Origin of the sequence: Sinorhizobium terangae, from assembly GCF_009601505.1 — a bacterium.
In the GTDB taxonomy this organism is placed as follows: domain Bacteria; phylum Pseudomonadota; class Alphaproteobacteria; order Rhizobiales; family Rhizobiaceae; genus Sinorhizobium; species Sinorhizobium terangae.
The window spans coordinates 1-19,323 of sequence record NZ_WITC01000032.1 but is presented as its reverse complement, the minus strand read 5'-3'; the positions used below and the strand labels follow the sequence as shown (position 1 = coordinate 19,323).

Sequence of the window (19,323 nt, the reverse complement as noted above, 5' to 3'; positions counted from 1 at the left end):
TCAAGCGTTGGAACGGGAAGCGGGCGCTGGACCGCTACGCATTTCTTCGCCCCGTTCAAGCGAATCCACGACCTCGACAGGTGTCTTCATGATGATTTCACGGTGCGGGAACGGGATGGAAATGCCGGCCGCCTTGAACGCATCCCACAACGCCATGAGGACCTCGCCACGGACGTTGGTCAGTCCGTTGCTCGGATCGGAAATCCAGAATCTCAGTTTGAAGTCGAGCGACGATGAGCCAAATGCGGTCATCCAGCAGACCGGCTGGGCGTAGGCACTGGCGACCCGCGGAATGGCTTTCGCAGTCTCGACTGCTATGCGCGCAACCTCGTGCGGATCGCTGTCATACGAGGTTCCAAAATCGACCTCGATGCGGACATACTCGCTGGAAAAGGACCAGTTCACGACCTGCTGGGAAATAAAATCTTCGTTCGGGATGAGGTACTCCTTTCCATCTCTCGTGATGACGGAGACGAAGCGGGAACGTAGGTCGCGGATCGCGCCGAAGGTTTCCCCAAGCGTTATCGTGTCCCCCGGTTTGATCGACTTGTCGAGAAGGATGATAATGCCGGATATGAAATTGGAGACCACCTTCTGCAGGCCGAAACCGATGCCGACGCCGACGGCGCCCGAAAAGACCGTGAGGGCCGTCAGGTCAATGCCTGTCGCAGATAAAGCGATGGCGCCCGCCAACCCGATCAAGCTGATCTTGATGAGCTTGCTGATGAGGACCTTGAGCGATGGAGTGAGATCCGCGGACTTCTGTATCCAATGCGACGACATATTGCCGATCAGAACGGCCAGCCAGATAAGCGCAGCAGAAAGGACGATGGCCTTCAAGACCAGCAACATCGAAAGACGGGCCGCGCCAAGGTTGACGGCAATGCCATCGAGGGCTGCCAGTATCGTCTCATCCAGTCCAAGTGCATAAAGTGCAAAGTAGAGCCAACCGGCGACCGCAACGACCCGCGCGAGCATTTGGTTTCTGATTATGCGCGTGAGCACCGCGATCACAAACCAGGCCGCCACGAGCGTAAGGGCTGTGGCCACCATCCACCGGTACGAAGGCCATCCAAATCGCGACAGCACCACGTCCGCGATCCAGAGCCACACGATCAAGAAGAGCCACCGCAGCCGCCGCATGAAGGCGATGATGACGCGGAGCAGATCGGGATTTCCCTTGATGGTGCGCGCGCGGCTTTCCAATGCCGGCTCTATCCGTTTTGCCAGGAAACCGCAAAACAGGTAACCGGCTACAATCACGACAGACTGATAGACCGTCCACTGGTTCAGAATGACAGTCTGCAGCCAGGATCCGGCAGCGCTGACCGCTTCAAGGAAGTCCATCACCTTTCTCGCCGAAATTTCCGCAGGGGGCAACCCGCGGCATCGAGTTCTCTCAAAACCGATGCTCGGATTGGAAACTCGGATGAGGCAAGGATGGTTCCTGTCGTGGCACCCGCCAGTCGAAGCGGGCGCCGACGCGACAGAGGCAGAGACGCAGGTGTCGCGTCTCTGCAGTTTATGCTGCGGATCTCAGACGTTGAACGCCGCGCCGATCAGCGTCTTCGTATAGGGCTCCTTCGGCGCCTCGAAGATCGCATCCGTTTCGCCTTCCTCGACGATGCGGCCGTTCTTCATCACGATCACATAGTCCGACATCGCCTTCACGACGGAAAGATCGTGACTGATAAAGATGTAGGAGAGGCCGTACGAACGCTGCAGGTCGCGCAGAAGCTCGATGACCTGCCCCTGCACCGAACGGTCGAGCGCCGACGTCGGTTCGTCGAGGATCACGACTTTCGGCTTCAGGATCATGGCACGGGCGATCGCGATGCGCTGGCGCTGTCCGCCGGAGAACTCGTGCGGATAGCGGTTGCGCGAAGCGGGATCGAGGCCGACCTCTTTGAGTGCGGCGATCGCACGGCGGTCCCGTTCGGCCCGGTTGAGATCGGGCTCGTGCACGTAAAGGCCCTCGGTGATAATCTCACCGACCGTCCGACGCGGCGACAGAGAGCCATAGGGATCCTGGAACACGAGCTGAAGCTCGCGGCGCAGGGGCCGCATGGCGCCGCGGTCGAAACCCGAAATATCGGTCATGCCGAAGCGATAGTGCCCCTTGCTCGGCAAGAGCCTCAGCAGCGCCCGCCCCAAGGTCGATTTGCCCGACCCGGATTCGCCGACGATGCCGATCGTCTGGCCCTGCCTCAGGCGCAGATTGACGCGATCGACGGCCCGAAACACCGAAGAGCCGCCACGGAACAGCCCGCCGCCGATCGCATAATCGACCGAAACGTCACGGCCTTCCAGAACGATCGGGGCGTTTTCCGGCGGTGAGGCCTTGCGTCCGCTTGGTTCGGCAGCAAGCAGCATCTTCGTATAGTCGGCCTTCGGCCGTTCGAAGATTTCCGCAGTCGTGCCCTGCTCGACGACCTCGCCGCGGCGCATCACGGCAACGCGCTCGGCAAAGTGCTTCACGATTCCGAGGTCGTGCGTGATCAGCACGATCGCCATGCCGAAGCGCTTTTGCAGCGACTTCAGAAGGTCGAGAATCTGCGCCTGGATGGTGACGTCCAGCGCGGTCGTCGGTTCGTCGGCGATCAGGATATCCGGCTCGTTGGCAAGCGCCATGGCGATCATCACGCGCTGCCGCTGACCGCCCGAGAGTTCGTGCGGATAACTGTCGACACGACGAGCCGGTTCGGGGATGCCCACGAGCTCCAGCAGTTCAAGCACGCGCTTGCGCGCCTGCTTGAACGTCCCGCCGCGGTGGTGGACGATCGGCTCGGCGATCTGCCGGCCGATCGTGTAGAGTGGATCGAGCGACGTCATCGGCTCCTGGAAGATCATCGTGACCTTCGAGCCCCTGACGTTGTTCAGCGCCTTGGGCGCAAGGCCGACAAGCTCCTGACCGCGATAGCGGGCCGAGCCGGTCACGGTGCCGTTCTTCGCCAACAGTCCCATGATACCCATCATGGTCTGGCTTTTTCCCGATCCGGACTCGCCGACGACCGCCAGCGTTTCGCCGGCGCAGACGTCGAGGTCAATGCCCTTGACGGCCTCGACGGTACCGTCCGGGGTCGAAAAGTCCACCTTGAGGCCGCGGACGGTGAGAATGGATTCCTTCATGTCTGCCATGTCAGCGGTCCTTCGGGTCGAGCGCATCGCGCAGGCCGTCGCCGACGAAATTCAGCGAAAACAGCGTGACGACGAAGAAGATGGCCGGGAAGATGAGCAGCCACGGCGCCGACTGGATGTTGTTTGCTCCTTCGGAGATCAGCGCCCCCCAGCTCGTCAGCGGCGCCTGCACGCCAAGACCGAGGAAGGAGAGGAAGCTTTCGAGCAGGATGACCTTCGGCACGACGACGGTGACGAAGACGATCACCGGGCCGATCGTATTCGGAATGATGTGACGGCGGATGATCTGCCAGTCGGTAAGACCGAGCGCCTGCGCCGCGCCGACGAACTCGCGCCGTTTGAGCGCAAGCGTCTGCCCGCGCACGATACGTGCCATGTCCAGCCATTCGACCGCGCCGATCACCAGGAAGATCAGGATGAAGCTGCGGCCGAAGAAGACGACGAGCACCACGACGAGGAAGACGAAGGGCAGCGAATAGAGGATCTCGACCAGACGCATCATGACATTGTCGACGCGCCCGCCGATATAGCCCGAGGTCGCACCGTAGACGACGCCGATGCCGAGCGAGACGAGACTCGCGAGCAGCCCGACCGCGATGGAAATCTGTCCACCGAGCATCACGCGAACGAGCAGGTCTCGACCGTTCGAGTCAGTGCCGAAGGGGAAATATTCGCGGTCCACCTGACCTTCGACCTTCAAGGTACGGCCATCGTCTTCGGTCGCGACCACCTTCGTGCCCTCGAACTCGTTGGCCCTGTCGAAGTAGCGCGTCGCGCGCGGATCAATCGGCTGATCCGAAGTAATGGTGGCGGTGAAGTTTTCGCCTTCGACGTTGAATTCCTTGAGCGTCACGCGGGCCCGGGTGGCAACACCTTCCATGACCTCCTGAAGTGTCGACGCATCCGGTCTTGGCTCGAGGCTCGGACCGATCGAGACATAGGACGGGAAGACCTGATCGTAGGTGTGCGGCGAGAACAGCGGCCCAAGGAACGAAAACAGTGCAATCAGTGCCAACATGACGCAGCCGGCCATGGCGGCGCGATTGCGGCGGAATCGGAGCGCGGCAAGCTGAAAGAGGCTGCGTCCCTTGGTCTCCGGCGTCGACGCCGGTGCTTGGACGATATCAGTCATGGCGGACCCTCGGATCGAGCAGGCCGTAGAGAATATCGACCATGAGATTGAAGACGATGACGAATATGGCGACCAGGATCACGGTGCCCATGACCAGTGTGTAGTCGCGATTGATCGCGCCGAGTACGAAATAGCGGCCGACACCGGGAATGGTGAAGATCGTCTCCACCACGGCCGAGCCGGTGAGAAGTGCCGCCGCACAGGGTGCGAGATAGGAAACGACCGGAAGCATCGCTCCGCGCATCGCGTGCGTCACCACCACCGCGCGTGACGGCAGGCCATAGGCTTTGGCGGTACGAATGTGGTCGGTGTGGAGCGCTTCGATCATCGAGCCGCGGGTGAGCCGGGCGAAGACGGCGAGCTGCGGCAATGCGAGAGCGATCATCGGCAGGATCAGGAAGCGGAACGACCCGTCCCCCCAGCCGCCCGCCGGCAACCACGACAGAACGATCGCGAAAACGAGCGTCAGGACCGGACCGACGACGAAGTTCGGAACGGTGACGCCAATCGTCGAGACGGCCATGATCCCGAAGTCGAGGATGCTGTTCTGCCTGAGGGCTGCAATCGTACCGGCGATCACACCGCCGATCACGGCCAGTAGCAGTGCATAGAAACCCAGCTCCATCGAATAGGGCAAGCCCTTGCCGATCAGCTGCGCAACGTTGTTGTCCTTATAGATGTAGCTCGGACCGAAGTCGCCCGTCACCGCATTGCTGAGATAGTGAACGTATTGGCGCCAGAGCGGCTGATCGAGGTGATAGGTCCTCATCAGGTTCTCCATCGTGGAGGGAGGGAGAGGACGCTCGAGATTGAAGGGGCCGCCCGGGGCAAACCGCATCAGAAAGAAGGATATGGTGACGACGATGAACAGCGTCGGCACCGCACTCGCCAGTCGGCGGAGGATGAAGGGGATCATGGATGTACTCCGGAGGCGACGCGCGGCAGACCGGCCGCGCGTCGCCTCAGTTCGTTATTCGGCGACGCTCAGGAACTTGCTCAGATGCGCGTTCGGTCCGTTGTCCTGCCAGCCCTTGACGCGGCTCGATACGAGCCACAGGTCCGCCTGGGTGAGGAACGGCGCGATCGGCTGTTCCTTCATCAGCAGCGCCTCGGCTTCATGGAGAAGCTTCGCGCGCGCTGCAGGATCCTGTTCTTCATAGGACTTCTTCATCAACGCGTCGTACTCGGCGTTTTCGAAGTGGCCATAGTTGAAGGTCTTGTTGCTGCTGAGGCTCAGCGCCAGGAAGTTTTCGGCGTCGGCATAGTCGGCAACCCAGCCGGCACGCGCGACGTTGAACTTGCCGCCTTCCTGCAGGTAGGCGTAGTGCGACGACACGTCGAGGTTCACCAGCGAGACCTTTGCTCCGAAGGTGTTCTTCCACATGTCGGCGACAGCCGTTGCAACACGCTCATGGTTCGGGTTGGTGTTGTAGCGGATTTCGATGTTCAGCGGCTTGCCGCCTTCACCGTAGCCGGCTTCCTTCATCAACTCGATTGCCTTGTCCTCGCGATCGAGTTGCGACATGTCCGCAAAATCGGCCTTGGCGGGCTCACCGTAGCTCTCGATGCCCGGCGGCACCATCGAGTAGGACGGAAGCTGCGAGCCGCTGTAGATCTCCTTGGCGAGGAAGTCGCGGTCGACCGCCATCGACAGGGCGCGGCGAACGCGGACGTCGCTATAGGGCTCCTGGCGCGTGTCGAACGCATAGTAATACGTCGCAAGCGTCGGCGAGACGTGGACCTGGTCGCCATAGGACTTGCGCAGCCGCTCGATCTGATCGGCCGAGAAGTTGTAGGCGAGGTCCATTTCCTTCGCTTCGAAGCGACGCACCGAGGCAGCCTGGTCATCGATCGGGTAGAAGATCACCTTGTCGAGCTTGACGTTGGCAGCGTCCCAGTAGTTCGCGTTCTTCTCGACGGTCAGGCTGTCGTTCGGCACATGGGCGGTCAGCTTGAACGCGCCGTTCGAGACCATCACACCCGGCTTGACGAAATCGGCAGCGTTCTTCTCGACGCTTGCCTTGCTGACGGGAAGAGCGGTCTGGTGCGCGAGCAGTTCCAGGAAGAACGGGGTCGGGCGCTCAAGCGTGATTTCGAGCGTCTTGTCGTCGACCGCCTTCACGCCGAGCTGGTCGACCGGCGCTTCACCCTTGTTGACCTTCTCGGCATTCTTGATCGGGAAGAGAATGTTGGCGTATTCGGCCGCCGTTTTCGGATCTTCCACACGACGGAACGAGAAGGCGAAATCTTCGGCCGTTACCGGCGAACCATCCGACCACTTGGCATCGGCGCGCAGCTTGAAGGTATAGACGGTGCCGTCATCCGAAAGCTCCCAGGTTTCGGCTGCACCGGGGATGATCTTGCCCGCGGCGTCGTAAATCGTCAGGCCTTCATAGAGATCCTTCAGGATGAATTCTTCGATATTAATCGAAGTGTGGGCCTGGTCGAGCGTCTGCGGCTCGCCGGCGTTGCCGCGGTGAAGCACCGCTTCCGCGAGCGCCGGGCTTGCGCCGATCAGCAGCGAGCCAAGCAACGCTGCGGCGCTGAGTTTAAGTTTCAGTGAGGTCATTGTTTTTTCTCCTTCCCCTCTTTTTGGGTTTGTGATCGCAGGAGAGAAGGGCAAATTCTCAACAAAGGCAAGGCGCTTTGTGCGGAAAATTGCATCCTGCTCTATAGGGCGTCATTTTTGTAGACGCATAAGTTGTATGACGTTTGCGGTGGATTTCGTCTCCTTTGCGACTTTTGTCAGGCTGGACAGCAACAGGCCGAAGAGCAAACTGTAACGTTTTAGTTCAGATTCAAGGATCGCCCTTTCGGGTCCGAAAACCGACCCCGAAGGGCCGATATGCAAACATTGTGAATTGAAGTGGCACTTTACGTAATATGCAAAAAAATTTGCGGCCCCTGTCGCAATTTTTTTGCAATTCGCGAGTAAGCATCCACCGCGCCCCGGCGTCGTCAGGGGTCGATCTTGTCTCTCCGCGACAACGGCATGCGCGCCCTTACCCTCCTCCACGCGCCACCCTGCCAGCACCACCAGAAAGCGAAAGCCGTGAATTCTGACGGTACGATTTCTCATCCACAGCAAAATCCGCTGACGCACGTCAATCAAGTGTTCGGCCGTGCCGGTGCCCCCGTTGCCAAAAGAGCCGCATGAATTATTGTGCCTTCGACTTGATCCGGCAGCGTCCGTTCCAGGTCCGCCGGAAGCGCGTCAGAACTGGCTTCGACGCCCGCGCGAACAAGACCGATCGGGTATTGTTGAACCCGTGTCCGCCTATCGACGGCGCCTGGAGTGGGGCGTCCAGCATCAGGGAGATTTCGAATGGCATTGATCACATTGCGGCAACTGCTCGACCACGCGGCGGAGAACAATTATGCGCTGCCTGCCTTCAATGTGAACAATCTCGAATATATTCAGGCCGTCATGCGAGCCGCGGATGCGACGGATTCCCCGGTGATCCTGCAGGCGAGCCGCGGCGCGCGCGCCTATGCCGGAGACGCCTTCCTTCGCCACCTGATCCTCGGCGCGGCCGAAGAGTACCCACACATCCCGGTCTGTCTGCATCTCGACCACGGCGACCAGCCCTCGACCTGCATTTCCGCCATCACCAACGGCTTCACCTCCGTGATGATGGACGGCTCGCTCGAAAAGGACGGCAAGACCGTTGCGAGCTATGAGTATAACGTCGCGGTGACGGCGGAAGTCGTGAAGATCGCCCATGCGGCCGGCGTTTCCGTGGAAGGCGAACTCGGCTGCCTCGGCAATCTCGAAACCGGTGCCGGCGACAAGGAGGATGGTCACGGCTTCGAGGGCAAGCTCTCCCGCGAAGAACTGCTGACGGATCCGGACCAGGCCTTCGATTTCGTCTCCAAGACGGGCGTCGACGCACTTGCCGTCGCGATCGGCACCAGCCACGGCGCCTACAAGTTCACCCGCGAGCCGGACGGCGAAATCCTTTCGATCGACACGATCGCCAAGATCAACAGGCGGCTGCCAAACACCCACCTTGTCATGCATGGATCGTCATCTGTGCCGGCCGATCTCCAGGAGCTCTTCAATGCCTACGGCGGCAAGATGAAGAAGACCTGGGGCGTGCCGGTCGCCGAGATCCAGAAGGCGATCCCGCTCGGCGTGCGCAAGGTCAATATCGACACCGATCTCCGGCTCGCCTTCACCGGCGAAATCCGCAAGCATCACCTCGAGCATCCGGACAATTTCGACCCGCGCAACTACCTGAAGCCAGCGATCGCGCGCATGACCGAGGTCTGCAAGGAACGCTTCGAGGCCTTCCGCGCTGCCGGCCAAGCCTCGAAGATCAGGGTGCTGCGCCTGCCGGAAATGGCCAAGCATTACGCCAAGGCCGCCTGATCCGTCCGCACCGATGCTGCTACAGCGCCGCGCGTCTTACCAGAAGCGCGCCGCTGTAGCTCAACCGTGGCGCTCCACGCGCGTCTCGTGCTCGTAGAGCTGATCCATGCTCAAGGAGGCGACGTCAGCCAGGGGCGTCTGACTTTGCACGCGGCCGCTGCCGAGAACCACTACGTCGTCGCAGAACGAAATCGTGCTGCGGTGGTGGCTGATCACGATGGTCGTGCGGCGGCCGGCCCTCAGCCTCAGCGTCTCGACGATCGCGGCCTCCGACAGACCGTCCACCGCATTGGTCGCTTCGTCGAGGATCAGGATTTCGGGGTCGCGCACCAAAGCCCGTGCAAGGGCAATGCGCTGCCGCTGCCCCGCTGACAGGCTCGCTCCGCGATAGCCGACGATCGTCGCGTAGCCGTCGGGCAGCTTTTCCACGAAGCTATGTGCCTCTGCCAGTTTGGCTGCTTGCTCCACTTCGGCGATCGTTGCGTCCTGTCCGTAGGTGATATTCTCGAGGATGCTGCCGTCCACCAGTTCGAGGTCCTGGCTGGCGACGGCGATCTGACGCCGCCACTGGGCGGGATCGATTTGATCGAGCGGCACACCGTCGACGAGGATGCGCCCTTCATCAGGCTCAACAAACCGGCACAGGAGGTTGACGATCGTGGTCTTGCCGGCGCCCGACCGCCCGATGATCGCCGTCGAGCGGCCGCTGCGAATGTCGAAGGTCGCCGAACTGAGCACGATGGGGCGAGCCTCGGAGCCTGGATACCGGAACGTCACGTGATCGAATTTCATGCCCTCGCGCAACCCGGCGACGGGCTCATGACCGGCGGGAGGCTTCGGCTTGTCCGACGGATCGAGGAGCCAGCGCACCTCTTCGAGCGACCCGCTCCAACCCTGGATCTGCCCCCAGGACATTTGCAGCGCACGCACATGCGGCTGCAAGCGATAGAGCAGGACGACGAAGGCGACGATGACCGGGAAGCTCACGCCGACAGACCACGCACTGACAACCGCCGCCAGGAACAGGGCCGAATGCAGCACTTCGGTGAGCGGCGGCAGCGAACCCTGGCGGGTCTGCAAAACGAATCCAGCGCGGCGGACGGCGTCCGAAGCGGAGTCGAATACGGCCTTCTCGCGCTCCTCCTGGCCGAACACGCGGATGAGCCGGCCGGCATGCACGAGATGAAGCATCCTCGCGGCGAGTTCGCTGTTGAAGGACGTCACTTCCCGGCTCGGGCCTCTAAGAGTGGCCGACAAGGCGGCGTGCGCCAGTTGGACGAGAACGAGGCCAAGCGCCACGAACAGCGTCATTTGCCAGGAAAGCATGAGCAGAAACGCAAGCAGGATGACGGCGGCGGACCCGTTCACCAAGGCAGCAAGCACGGTTTGTATTGCGTCGGAGGCCCGCCATGACTCGTTGGAGATGATGTTGAGCAGGCGACCGGGGCTTTGCTGCAGGAAGAAGGGATAGCCGATCCGCAAAAGCTGGTCCGAGAGCGCACTTCGGATCGCGTGACTGGCCTTTCCATAGATGAAGGTCGTCAGCAGGGTGTTCACAAAGGCGAGGACATTCTTCAGCGCGATCAGCGCAAGAACGCCCGCTGCGATCGCCAGTAGCCTTTCGCCGTCGTCGAGTCCCGCCCCCACCTGCTGAAAGAAGGCAGAGATCCCGTGCAAACCGCCGGCACCCTGATCGCCGGCAATGATGCCAAGCATCGGGATGATAAGGCCGATGCCGGCGCCTTCGAGCGCGGCGCTGGCGAGACCCAAGGCAACGACGATGGGCAGCAGCCGCAACTGCCGTCCCAGCGCGTTGCGCAGGACCTGGATGCCGGGCAATAGGAATCGCAACATCACAGCCCTCATCTTACCTTTGCCGCTGTGCGGTCGATCTGACGCAGGCCTGACCGCGGTGCCGGGCCGGTCACGGCGAGACGCGCGAACCTTGCGGCGCCAAGCAGGTTCATCGACACGATCGGCCAATGGGATAGCTGCAGTTCAGGGTCGAACCTCTCACCGCCTAGGGCTTGGCCGCAGGCGGATCTGAAAGTCCAGCAGAAATGCTTGAGCAGCCATGGCGCCTTGAATAGATGCTTCAAGCAGAGAGCGCCGTTACCGAGGCTGTAGTTGCGGTGCAGCTTCTCTATAGCCTCGCGAGCCTTCCGGCCGTGGTGATGATAGACGGTCATGTCGGGCACGTATTCGACAGGGATAGCGAGCTGGAAGGCGCGTACCAGATAGTCGGTATCCTCAGCCGATTGCAGCGGCGCGCCCGCCCCGAAGCGCTCGTCGAAAGGGCCGACCAGCGCCGCGACGTCGCGGTGCATCGTCATGTTGCACCCGAGCACGAAGCCCCCCGGATGGACGTCGCGGGTCAATCGCGCGGAAACGGCAGATCGTTTGATCGTGAACGGCAGATCGGACGGATCGCCAAGTTCGACGCGGCCGCCGCGGATGATGCGCCGTTCGCCATCGGCGTAATGTCGCGCGAGATCGCCGAGATAGCGGCGGTGCACTTCGCAATCGTCGTCGACGAAAACGAGAATCCGGCCGCGCGCCCGCTCCATTCCCGCATTGCGCGCCGCCGCCAGGCCCGGGCGCGGCTCGGCGACGAGCGTCATCGCGACAGGTGACGCCGCCGCTATTCGGACCAGTTCGTCCGGTGTCCCATCCGTCGAGCCGTTGTCGACGATCACGAGCTCGCTCGCGACGGCGGCATGTGCCAGACATGCGGTCTCGATCGACCGGATGCAGGCGGCAAGTGCCTGAACACGGTTTCGCGTGCAGATGATGAAGCTCGCGAATGGCCGCGACCCGCCGGGAACGGAAGCAGTGGAGGTCGGCCGCGCGACGACTGCGTCGCGATGCTCTTGTGTGATTGTAGAACGCTCTGACGCCATGTTAGGCCGTGCCATTCTGAGGAAGAACAGTTGCAGCGGGCACCGATTGCAGGTACCGCGCCAGCTCGTCCACACGCCGCGTAGCGGCAAGCGACATGCGGCTGCACCACGGTGCACGCGCACCGGCGAGCAAACCGTATCGCTCGCGGCGCCGAATGAGGCCCCATTTTCCGGTACGGGTCAGGAAAGCATGGGTCAGGTCCGGTCGCTCTTCATCGGCTATGAGCTGATAAAGAAAGTAAAAGAAACACAGCACTCCGTCCTCATATGCCCGGCGCACGTCCGCCGGTCGGGACGAAATTGTCCGTTCGAGCGCCAGGAGGAATTCGGCGAGATTTCGTATCGTTTCGATCGTGACAGCGATGCCGATCTCGTGGAGCGCGCTCGTGTCATCGACGAGGCATTCCCGCCGAAGGTTTTCGGCCACGATCTTCAGATGGGTTTGGCGCATCCGGCGCTTGTGCTTATTCGTGACACTCTCGCCGTGGATACGATAGGCGACCAGAGCTTCGTCGATAATCGCTACCGGAAAGCGATCGGCAATGCGCCTGAACAGATCGAAATCCTCCGCATGCACGTAGCTCGGATCGTACGCGAGCATCGGCTCCGGTATCGCCTTGCGATTGTAGATCACGGTCGAGTGCATGAAGATCGTGAAGAACAACGACAATGTCCGCAGGCTGCCGGCCCGAAAGATCGGGTTGGGCGTACCGCGAATGATGCGATTGCCGATCAGCGTGTCGATCCCCGTGCCGCAAAGCGCCAGTTCCGGCCGTTGCCTGAACAACGCGACCTGACGCGAAAAGCGGGACGGATACGAAATGTCGTCGGCGTCCATCCTGGCGACGAGATCGCCTCTCGCGAGGCCTAGCCCTTCGTTCAACGTGGCGATAAGGCCGCGGTTTTCGCGCGAGACGATGAGGATGCGACCGTCGTCTTTCCGATATCGCTCGAGGATTTCCAGCGAACGGTCCGTCGACCCGTCGTCGATGGCAATGATTTCGACATGCTCGTAGTCCTGGCGCAGGATGCTTTCGAGCGCCGCGGGAAGAAAGGATTCCGCGTTGTAGACAGGCAGCAGGACAGAGACCAATGGCGTCGGCATTGTTCAGCTCGCAAGGTTAATGGAGATCCGAAGTTCGAAAGGATTTGCGGGAACTGAGGGGTTCCGGCCGATAGGCGGGATATTTGGCGTGCCTGCCTCCAATCCGATCGCCCGCGTTCGTCAATACCGGCACGGCCCCTGTTGCCCTCGGCCGGACGTATGGAAAATGTCGTTTCAGTGCATTGAGCGGCTGTTCGAAGGCCAGCCAGGAGATCGAGGCGATCAGCAACGTGGCCGCTCCCGCAACCAGGAATCGCCCAAGCCCCTGCTCGGAGACGTTGACCGGAATCCAGGGCTGAGCCTTGACCGCCAGCGCCAGCACGATCGCATGATAGAGATAGACGCCGTAACTGATGCGCCCGAGCGCGGTCAGGGGCGGAAGTTCGGTCAGCCGGCCGAGATAGCCGCCGAGCCCTCTCGAGCAATTACCGACCAGCATCGTCAGTGGCAGAAGGGGAAAGACCTCCAGCCCTATCCAGCCCAGCCATTCCAGCATCGGCGTCAACGTCGCGGGCCTCAGCCAGAACAGGACGACGGATGCGCTGAGGAGCGGCATCAAGCTGAATTTGGCCCATTGTGGCCAGGCCGCATTCTCCGACCGGTAGGCTGCCAGCAGAGCGCCGGAGACGAGCGCGTCCATTGACGCGGGCGGAAGCAGATCGCGAGCGAGCGACGGCTCACCGGTGAACGGCCAATAGAAGCGGTAGGCGATGGAGCAGACGATGACGCCGATGCAGATTGCTGCGATCGAGCGTCTCGGTGCGATGAGGACGATCAGCGGCCAGACGACGTAGAATTGCTCTTCGATGCTGAGGCTCCAAGTATGACAGAGGACCCATGGCGTCCACGCGTCCTGGAGCGCGTACCACAAATTCGAAACATAAAGCGCGTGCCACGCCAGCACCGTCTTGGAACTCTCCAGATCGATAAGCCAAACGATGCCCAGCACTGCGAAATAGGGCGGAAAGATGCGCAGCGCCCGACGCGCATAAAAGGATTTCAGCGCCGTCGCTGGCGCGAAACCGGCATTCTGGCGCGCGTCGAGCAGCAGTCGGGTAATCAGGAAGCCGCTCAGCACGAAGAACAGCCGCACGCCGATATGGCCCCAATAGGAACTGTCGGCCGCGAAAAAATGTCCATAGAGCACCATCGTGACAGCGATGGCTCTCAACCCATCCAACTGCCGGTCGCGTGCAATCCGCATCGAACATCCCCCTCCGAGCTGAAAATCCTTGCGGGATACTCTCCTGGTGGCACCAGCTCCCTACGCAATCATGATTTTTGCCGCCGGTTTCGGTGAAAGTACTCTGGCGAGAGTCTCAAATTTATGCAGGTAAACGAATGGTTAAGAGGCAGCCTCCGCGACAGTAGGAGCGAATAGGGCCAAACTTTGGCACCGCAGAGCCAAGGATAATGCTTCAGCGGCCGAGACACCTGAGGTGTGTCTTTGCGGCAATATCGGACTAAAGTCTGATTAGACATCAGATCGAGCACAGGTACGGCGACATTAGTTGTAGAAATCTTGCCAATACAGCCGACAGGCGGCTTCATGATAAGAATATACTAATTCAACTATCCCGCGCGCGCGCGTCTGCAGACTAGAATGTCGGCGGCGTATTGACCCACAGCAGAACGGTCTCGCCGTCGTGACGATTGGACCAGGCATGCCGTCGGCGGCTCTCGAAATAGAGCGAGTCGCCCGGATGAAGATCGTAGAACTGATCGGAGTCCAATATGAATTCGACACGACCGGAGAGGACATAAACGAACTCCTCGCCATCGTGCCGGTATGCACCCTCGCTTGAGGCTCCCGGCGCCAGCACAAAACGATGGCAGTCCATCTGGTTCTTGCCTTCCGCGAGCAATTGCACGGTCACCCCTGGCGTCGTGCGCGGCCAGTTGCGCCATTCACCGGCCCTGACGAGCGCCCGCACCTCAGGCTCTTCCTCGCCGGAAAGGCTGGAAACGGTCGTGCCGAAATATTCTGCGAGATTATGAAGAACTGCGACGGAGACGCCCTGTGAGGTGCGTTCCAAGGTCGAAAGGACGGATGCTACGATGCCGACATCGCTTGCCACCTGCTCGAGCGTCTTGCCCGCGGCGTGCCTCAGGCTCCGCAACTTTCGGCCGACCTGGAGGTCAGGATTGCTCTCCGACGATGCAGCCGGACTGGTGTCGTCGTTTGGGTCCTCGGCCTCCAAAGCCTCGCGAATGGCGGCCGGGTTCAGGCCGCGCTCGGCACGAAACCAGGAAATGCGCTTCAGGCGGGCGAGATCTGCATCGGTATATTGCCGATGCCCCGTGGCCGAGCGCTCCGGCACCACCAGCCCTTGCGTTTCCCACAGCCTGAGCGTGGACGCCGAAACGCCGGCCAGCCTTGCCGCTTCGGCAACCTTGTAGCGTATAGTGCCGGCTCCGCTCATCGATCCATTTCCTCTTTCTGGCATCGGTGTCCCAGGCGATTCCAAGCTATCGGTGTCGCCGGCAATCTAGCCGCCGCGCTCGTCGATTCACAAGAAGCGCCCATCAGTGGCGGTGTTGTCTCGATCACCAAATTTGATTTGCAATCCATCCGAAAAGATGTACCACTTCCGGAGAAAAATTGCAGAAAAAATGCAATATATTCCCTCCTCGTAAACAGGACGACGACGATGACCAGCCTCACCGATCGCAAGAATGCAGCCATTTCCCGTGGCGTCGGAATGACCACGCAGATCTACGCCGACCGCGCAGAAAATGCCGAGATCTGGGACAAGGAGGGCAACCGCTACATCGATTTCGCCGCAGGCATCGCGGTCGTCAACACCGGTCACCGCCACCCCAAGGTGATCGCGGCGGTCAAGGAACAGCTCGATCGCTTCACCCACACCTGCCACCAGGTCGTGCCCTACGAGAATTATGTCCATCTCGCCGAGCGCCTGAACGCGATCACGCCCGGCAACTTCGCGAAGAAGACGATCTTCGTCACGACCGGCGCCGAAGCCGTCGAAAACGCGGTCAAGATCGCCCGCGCCGCAACGGGCCGCCAGGCGATCGTCGCGTTCGGCGGCGGCTTCCATGGCCGCACTTTCATGGGCATGGCGCTCACCGGCAAGGTCGTGCCCTACAAGGTCGGCTTCGGCGCGATGCCGGCCGACGTCTTCCATGCCCCCTTCCCGATCGAGCTCCACGGCGTCAGCGTCGAACAGTCGCTTGCCGCACTGAAGAAGCTTTTTGCCGCCGATGTCGATCCGGGCCGCGTGGCTGCGATCATCGTCGAGCCGGTTCAGGGCGAAGGCGGCTTCTACCCGGCCCCGACCGCCTTCATGAAGGCGCTGCGCGAAATCTGCGACCAGCACGGCATCCTGCTGATCGCCGATGAGGTCCAGACCGGCTTCGCCCGCACCGGCAAGCTCTTCGCGATGGAGCACCATGACGTCGCGCCCGATCTGATGACGATGGCAAAGAGCCTTGCCGGTGGCTTCCCGCTTGCCGCGGTCACCGGCCGCGCCGAAATCATGGACGCGCCAGGACCTGGCGGCCTCGGCGGCACCTACGGCGGCAACCCGCTCGGCATCGCCGCCGCCCATGCCGTTCTCGATGTCATCAAGGAGGAGAGGCTCTGCGATCGCGCGAACCAGCTCGGCAACCGCCTGAAGCAGCGCCTCGCCGCAATCCGCGAAAAGGCGCCCGAGATCGTCGACATCCGGGGCCCGGGCTTCATGAACGCGGTCGAATTCAACGACGTGAAAACCAATCTGCCAAGCGCCGAGTTCGCCAACAAGGTCCGCCTCATTGCTTTGGAAAAGGGCCTGATCCTTTTGACCTGCGGCGTCCACGGCAACGTCATCCGCTTCCTGGCGCCGATCACCATCCAGGACGAAGTCTTCGCGGAAGCGCTCGAGATTCTCGAAGCGTCAATCCTCGAGGCGCGTGGTTGACGGCAACTCGGGCGCCCGCTATCGCGGGCGTCCGGCCAACGACGCCGGCTCGGGGTGCGCAACCGCCGCTCCGCAGAAAAATGAAGCGAGGCTTGGCCAACAGGCCTCGCCCGAGGACGTGCCATGGGATTGACATCCGCACTGACCAAGCACCTGCGAGCAGCCGACCTGTTTGCGGCACTCGAAAATGTAACCCGGTCCTCGGTCAAGTGGACCGGCGCGACATTCGACGTGTTCAACCCCTCGACCGGCGAATTGCTTGCAACGCTTCCCGACATGGGTGCCGACGAGGCGCATGCCGCGATCGACGCTGCGGCCGCGGCGCAGGGCCTCTGGGCTGCAAAGCCGGCGAAGGACCGAAGCACAATCCTCAGGCGTTGGCATGACCTGATCGTCGAGCATGTCGATGATCTCGCAGCCATTCTGACCGCCGAAATGGGCAAGCCGCTCGCGGAAGCAAAGGGCGAAGTCCTTCACGCGGCATCCTATGTCGAGTGGTATGCCGAAGAGGCCAAGCGCGTCTATGGCGAAACCTTCCCGGCGCCCGCCAATGACCGCCGCATGCTTGTCATCAAGCAGCCCGTCGGCGTCGTCGGCACCATCACGCCGTGGAATTTTCCGGGCTCGATGGTGGCGCGCAAGATCTCGCCCGCGCTCGCCGCCGGCTGCGCCGTGGTGCTGAAGCCGGCGGAACAGACGCCGCTCGTCGCCGGCGCGATGTTCGTGCTCGCGGAAAAGGCAGGCTTTCCGAAAGGCGTCGTCAATCTGCTTTACGCCGCTGAAGGCGCCCCGATCGGCCGCGAACTCTGCAGCAACCCCAAGGTCCGCAAGATCAGCTTCACCGGCTCCACCGAGGTCGGACGGCTCTTGATGCGGCAATGTTCCGATCAGATCAAGAAGGTCAGCCTCGAACTCGGCGGCAATGCACCCTTCATCGTATTCGACGATGCCGATATCGACGAGGCGGTGGACGGCGCCGTTCAGGCCAAGTTCCGCAATGCCGGCCAGACCTGCGTTTCTGCCAACCGCATCTATGTGCAATCCGCCGTGCACGACGCTTTCGCTGATAAATTCGTCGCACGCGTGCGCGAACTCACCGTCGGCGACGGGTTTTCTGCCGGGGTCGCGATTGGCCCGATGATAGACAGCCATGCTATCGAGAAGATCGAGGCGCATGTCGCCGACGCCTTGGCCAAGGGCGGAGAAGTACGATGCGGCGGCAGACGGATCGGCTCCACGGGCACTTTCTTCGAGCCGACCGTCCTAACCGGCATTTCACATAGTATGCGCGTTGCCCAGGAAGAGACCTTCGGCCCGATTGCGCCGATCATTCGTTTCGAAACGGCCGAACAAGTGGTGGCCGAGGCCAACGACACGATCTATGGTCTCGCCGCCTATTTCTACGCCGAGAACCTGAAGCGCGTCTGGCATGTGGCCGAAGCGCTCGAATATGGCATGGTTGGCATCAATACCGGGCGGATGTCTTCCGAAGCGGCGCCTTTCGGCGGCATCAAGCAATCCGGTATCGGCCGGGAAGGCTCCCGCCATGGGCTCGAGGACTATCTCGAGATGAAGTATCTCTGCATGGGCAACATCTGAGCGACGGCGGCGTGGCCGCGCCGCTAGATCATAAACGTGATCGATTCCAAGAAGTTAGCGCTAGATGCGGGCGGAAAACCGCATACCTTTCCTCATCCCTCGCTAGAGTCGGTCAGCGTTAAGCTGAATCGAAACAGGATTCCCTTTTTGTTGGGATTGTGATTCAAGATCATTGCTGGTGAGGAGGCCAGCAATGATGGCGCGACCTCTTTCTCTTGATTTACGCCAGCGCGTCGCCGCCGCTTTGGCCGGAGGCATGACGGTGCGGGCGGCCGCCTTGCGCTTTGGGATATCGGCGGCGACGGCGGTGCGGATCGGCCAGCTCGACCGGTCCGGCCGCGGTTTGGCGCCGGCCAAGATGGGGGGCCATGTCAAACCCATGCTGCGGGGCGCGGCGGCCGATGAGGTTCACCGCCGACTGGCGGCCAAAACCGATTGGACGGTGCGGGCGCTTGCCGCCGATCTGAAGGCGGCCGGGATCGATGTCTCGCATGACACCGTTTGGCGGTTTCTGCGCCGCGAAGGCAAGACATTTAAAAAAAACGCTGATCGCCAGCGAGCAGGACAGGCCGAAGGTGGCGCGCTTCCGAAGCCGCTGGAAGACCCATCAACATCGACTTGATCCGCGCCGCCTGGTGTTCGTTGACGAAACCTGGGTCAAAACCAACATGACGCGCAGCCGCGGCTGGTGTCAGCGCGGCCAGCCGCTGATCGCCAGAATACCGCATGGCCATTGGAAGACGCTGACCTTCCTCGCCGGGCTGCGTCACGACCGCATCGTCGCACCCTTCGTGCTCGACGGCCCGATCAACGGCATTGCCTTCACCGCCTGGGTCGAGCAATGCCTGGCGCCAACCCTCAACCCCGGGGATATCGTCATCCTCGACAATCTCGGCAGCCACAAGGGCAAGCCGGCGCGCAGCGCCATCCGCGACGCCGGCGCCCATCTGTTCTTCCTGCCGCCCTACAGCCCCGACCTCAATCCGATCGAGATGATGTTCGCCAAACTCAAGACCCTGCTGCGCAAGGCCGACGAGCGTAGCGTCGAGGCGACATGGCGGCGCGTCGGCGAAGCTCTCAAGGCGTTCAGCCCGCACGAATGCGCCGCCTATCTCAGGCATGCAGGATACGTTTCAACGTAGGTCTGACAGACTCTA

At 61.5% G+C, this 19,323-nt stretch carries 14 protein-coding genes; 4 read left to right on the top strand and 10 right to left on the bottom strand.

Annotated elements, in window-relative coordinates; all coding sequences use genetic code 11:
• From GHK62_RS07020 to GHK62_RS07000, 5 genes are all read right to left on the bottom strand, one after another.
• Nucleotides 1-1,347 carry a mechanosensitive ion channel family protein gene (locus GHK62_RS07020; RefSeq protein ID WP_153437598.1) on the bottom strand — a complete coding sequence of 449 codons (1,347 nt, stop codon included), beginning with the start codon at nucleotides 1,345-1,347 and terminating at the stop codon, nucleotides 1-3.
• A 189-nt stretch (nucleotides 1,348-1,536) separates the two neighbouring features.
• A complete protein-coding gene (locus tag GHK62_RS07015; RefSeq protein ID WP_153437597.1) occupies nucleotides 1,537-3,138 on the bottom strand; it encodes an ABC transporter ATP-binding protein in 1,602 nt (533 codons plus the stop codon).
• A gap of 1 nt (nucleotide 3,139) precedes the next feature.
• Complete coding sequence (locus GHK62_RS07010) at nucleotides 3,140-4,270, bottom strand: ABC transporter permease (RefSeq protein WP_153437596.1); 1,131 nt, start codon at nucleotides 4,268-4,270, stop codon at nucleotides 3,140-3,142.
• Nucleotides 4,263-5,186 (bottom strand): oligopeptide ABC transporter permease OppB, encoded by a 924-nt coding sequence (gene oppB, locus GHK62_RS07005; RefSeq protein WP_153437595.1) that lies wholly within the window; start codon nucleotides 5,184-5,186, stop codon nucleotides 4,263-4,265. Before oppB ends, GHK62_RS07010 begins: the two co-directional genes overlap by 8 nt.
• Before the next feature lie 54 nt (nucleotides 5,187-5,240).
• Nucleotides 5,241-6,839 carry a peptide ABC transporter substrate-binding protein gene (locus GHK62_RS07000; RefSeq protein ID WP_153437594.1) on the bottom strand — a complete coding sequence of 533 codons (1,599 nt, stop codon included), beginning with the start codon at nucleotides 6,837-6,839 and terminating at the stop codon, nucleotides 5,241-5,243.
• Nucleotides 6,840-7,595: 756 nt separating this feature from the next.
• Between GHK62_RS07000 and fba the strand changes: the two genes are divergently transcribed.
• Nucleotides 7,596-8,642: a class II fructose-bisphosphate aldolase gene (fba, locus tag GHK62_RS06995; protein WP_153437593.1), complete on the top strand. Its 1,047-nt coding sequence runs from the start codon at nucleotides 7,596-7,598 to the stop codon at nucleotides 8,640-8,642.
• 60 nt (nucleotides 8,643-8,702) lie between these two features.
• Here fba and GHK62_RS06990 read toward each other — a convergent pair whose 3' ends face one another.
• The 5 genes from GHK62_RS06990 to GHK62_RS06970 form a co-directional block, all read right to left on the bottom strand.
• A complete protein-coding gene (locus GHK62_RS06990) occupies nucleotides 8,703-10,496 on the bottom strand; it encodes an ABC transporter ATP-binding protein (protein ID WP_153437592.1) in 1,794 nt (597 codons plus the stop codon).
• A gap of 8 nt (nucleotides 10,497-10,504) precedes the next feature.
• Nucleotides 10,505-11,542 carry a glycosyltransferase family 2 protein gene (locus GHK62_RS06985; protein ID WP_153437591.1) on the bottom strand — a complete coding sequence of 346 codons (1,038 nt, stop codon included), beginning with the start codon at nucleotides 11,540-11,542 and terminating at the stop codon, nucleotides 10,505-10,507.
• A gap of 1 nt (nucleotide 11,543) precedes the next feature.
• A complete protein-coding gene (locus tag GHK62_RS06980; protein WP_153437590.1) occupies nucleotides 11,544-12,647 on the bottom strand; it encodes a glycosyltransferase family 2 protein in 1,104 nt (367 codons plus the stop codon).
• Between the two features lie 16 nt (nucleotides 12,648-12,663).
• A complete protein-coding gene (locus tag GHK62_RS06975) occupies nucleotides 12,664-13,851 on the bottom strand; it encodes an acyltransferase family protein (RefSeq protein WP_153437589.1) in 1,188 nt (395 codons plus the stop codon).
• Between the two features lie 394 nt (nucleotides 13,852-14,245).
• Nucleotides 14,246-15,070, bottom strand: a complete 825-nt coding sequence (locus GHK62_RS06970; protein WP_153437588.1) for a MerR family transcriptional regulator — start codon at nucleotides 15,068-15,070, stop codon at nucleotides 14,246-14,248.
• A 228-nt stretch (nucleotides 15,071-15,298) separates the two neighbouring features.
• On the opposite strand from GHK62_RS06970, the gene GHK62_RS06965 reads away from it, so the two are divergent.
• The 3 genes from GHK62_RS06965 to GHK62_RS06955 all read left to right on the top strand — a co-directional run bounded on the left by GHK62_RS06965 (nucleotide 15,299) and on the right by GHK62_RS06955 (nucleotide 19,308).
• Nucleotides 15,299-16,567, top strand: a complete 1,269-nt coding sequence (locus tag GHK62_RS06965) for a 4-aminobutyrate--2-oxoglutarate transaminase (RefSeq protein ID WP_153437587.1) — start codon at nucleotides 15,299-15,301, stop codon at nucleotides 16,565-16,567.
• 123 nt (nucleotides 16,568-16,690) lie between these two features.
• Complete coding sequence (locus GHK62_RS06960) at nucleotides 16,691-18,166, top strand: NAD-dependent succinate-semialdehyde dehydrogenase (RefSeq protein ID WP_153437586.1); 1,476 nt, start codon at nucleotides 16,691-16,693, stop codon at nucleotides 18,164-18,166.
• A 196-nt stretch (nucleotides 18,167-18,362) separates the two neighbouring features.
• Nucleotides 18,363-19,308 (top strand): IS630 family transposase gene (locus GHK62_RS06955; RefSeq protein ID WP_167528167.1). Its coding sequence is split into 2 segments (ribosomal slippage): nucleotides 18,363-18,701 and nucleotides 18,703-19,308, totalling 945 coding nucleotides; the frame shifts between segments, so codons are not numbered across the junction.
• Nucleotides 19,309-19,323: the final 15 nt, after the last annotated feature.

Excerpts from the sequence above, each read along its gene's own strand:
- GHK62_RS06985 (WP_153437591.1), bottom strand. The coding sequence starts at position 11,542 with ATGGCGTCAGAGCGTTCTACAATCACACAAGAGCATCGCGACGCAGTC.
- GHK62_RS07020 (WP_153437598.1), bottom strand. The coding sequence starts at position 1,347 with ATGGACTTCCTTGAAGCGGTCAGCGCTGCCGGATCCTGGCTGCAGACT.
- GHK62_RS06960 (WP_153437586.1), top strand. The coding sequence starts at position 16,691 with ATGGGATTGACATCCGCACTGACCAAGCACCTGCGAGCAGCCGACCTG.
- GHK62_RS06990 (WP_153437592.1), bottom strand. The coding sequence starts at position 10,496 with ATGTTGCGATTCCTATTGCCCGGCATCCAGGTCCTGCGCAACGCGCTG.
- fba (WP_153437593.1), top strand. The coding sequence starts at position 7,596 with ATGGCATTGATCACATTGCGGCAACTGCTCGACCACGCGGCGGAGAAC.
- GHK62_RS07015 (WP_153437597.1), bottom strand. The coding sequence starts at position 3,138 with ATGGCAGACATGAAGGAATCCATTCTCACCGTCCGCGGCCTCAAGGTG.
- GHK62_RS07000 (WP_153437594.1), bottom strand. The coding sequence starts at position 6,839 with ATGACCTCACTGAAACTTAAACTCAGCGCCGCAGCGTTGCTTGGCTCG.
- GHK62_RS07010 (WP_153437596.1), bottom strand. The coding sequence starts at position 4,270 with ATGACTGATATCGTCCAAGCACCGGCGTCGACGCCGGAGACCAAGGGA.
- GHK62_RS06970 (WP_153437588.1), bottom strand. The coding sequence starts at position 15,070 with ATGAGCGGAGCCGGCACTATACGCTACAAGGTTGCCGAAGCGGCAAGG.
- GHK62_RS06965 (WP_153437587.1), top strand. The coding sequence starts at position 15,299 with ATGACCAGCCTCACCGATCGCAAGAATGCAGCCATTTCCCGTGGCGTC.
- GHK62_RS06980 (WP_153437590.1), bottom strand. The coding sequence starts at position 12,647 with ATGCCGACGCCATTGGTCTCTGTCCTGCTGCCTGTCTACAACGCGGAA.
- oppB (WP_153437595.1), bottom strand. The coding sequence starts at position 5,186 with ATGATCCCCTTCATCCTCCGCCGACTGGCGAGTGCGGTGCCGACGCTG.
- GHK62_RS06975 (WP_153437589.1), bottom strand. The coding sequence starts at position 13,851 with ATGCGGATTGCACGCGACCGGCAGTTGGATGGGTTGAGAGCCATCGCT.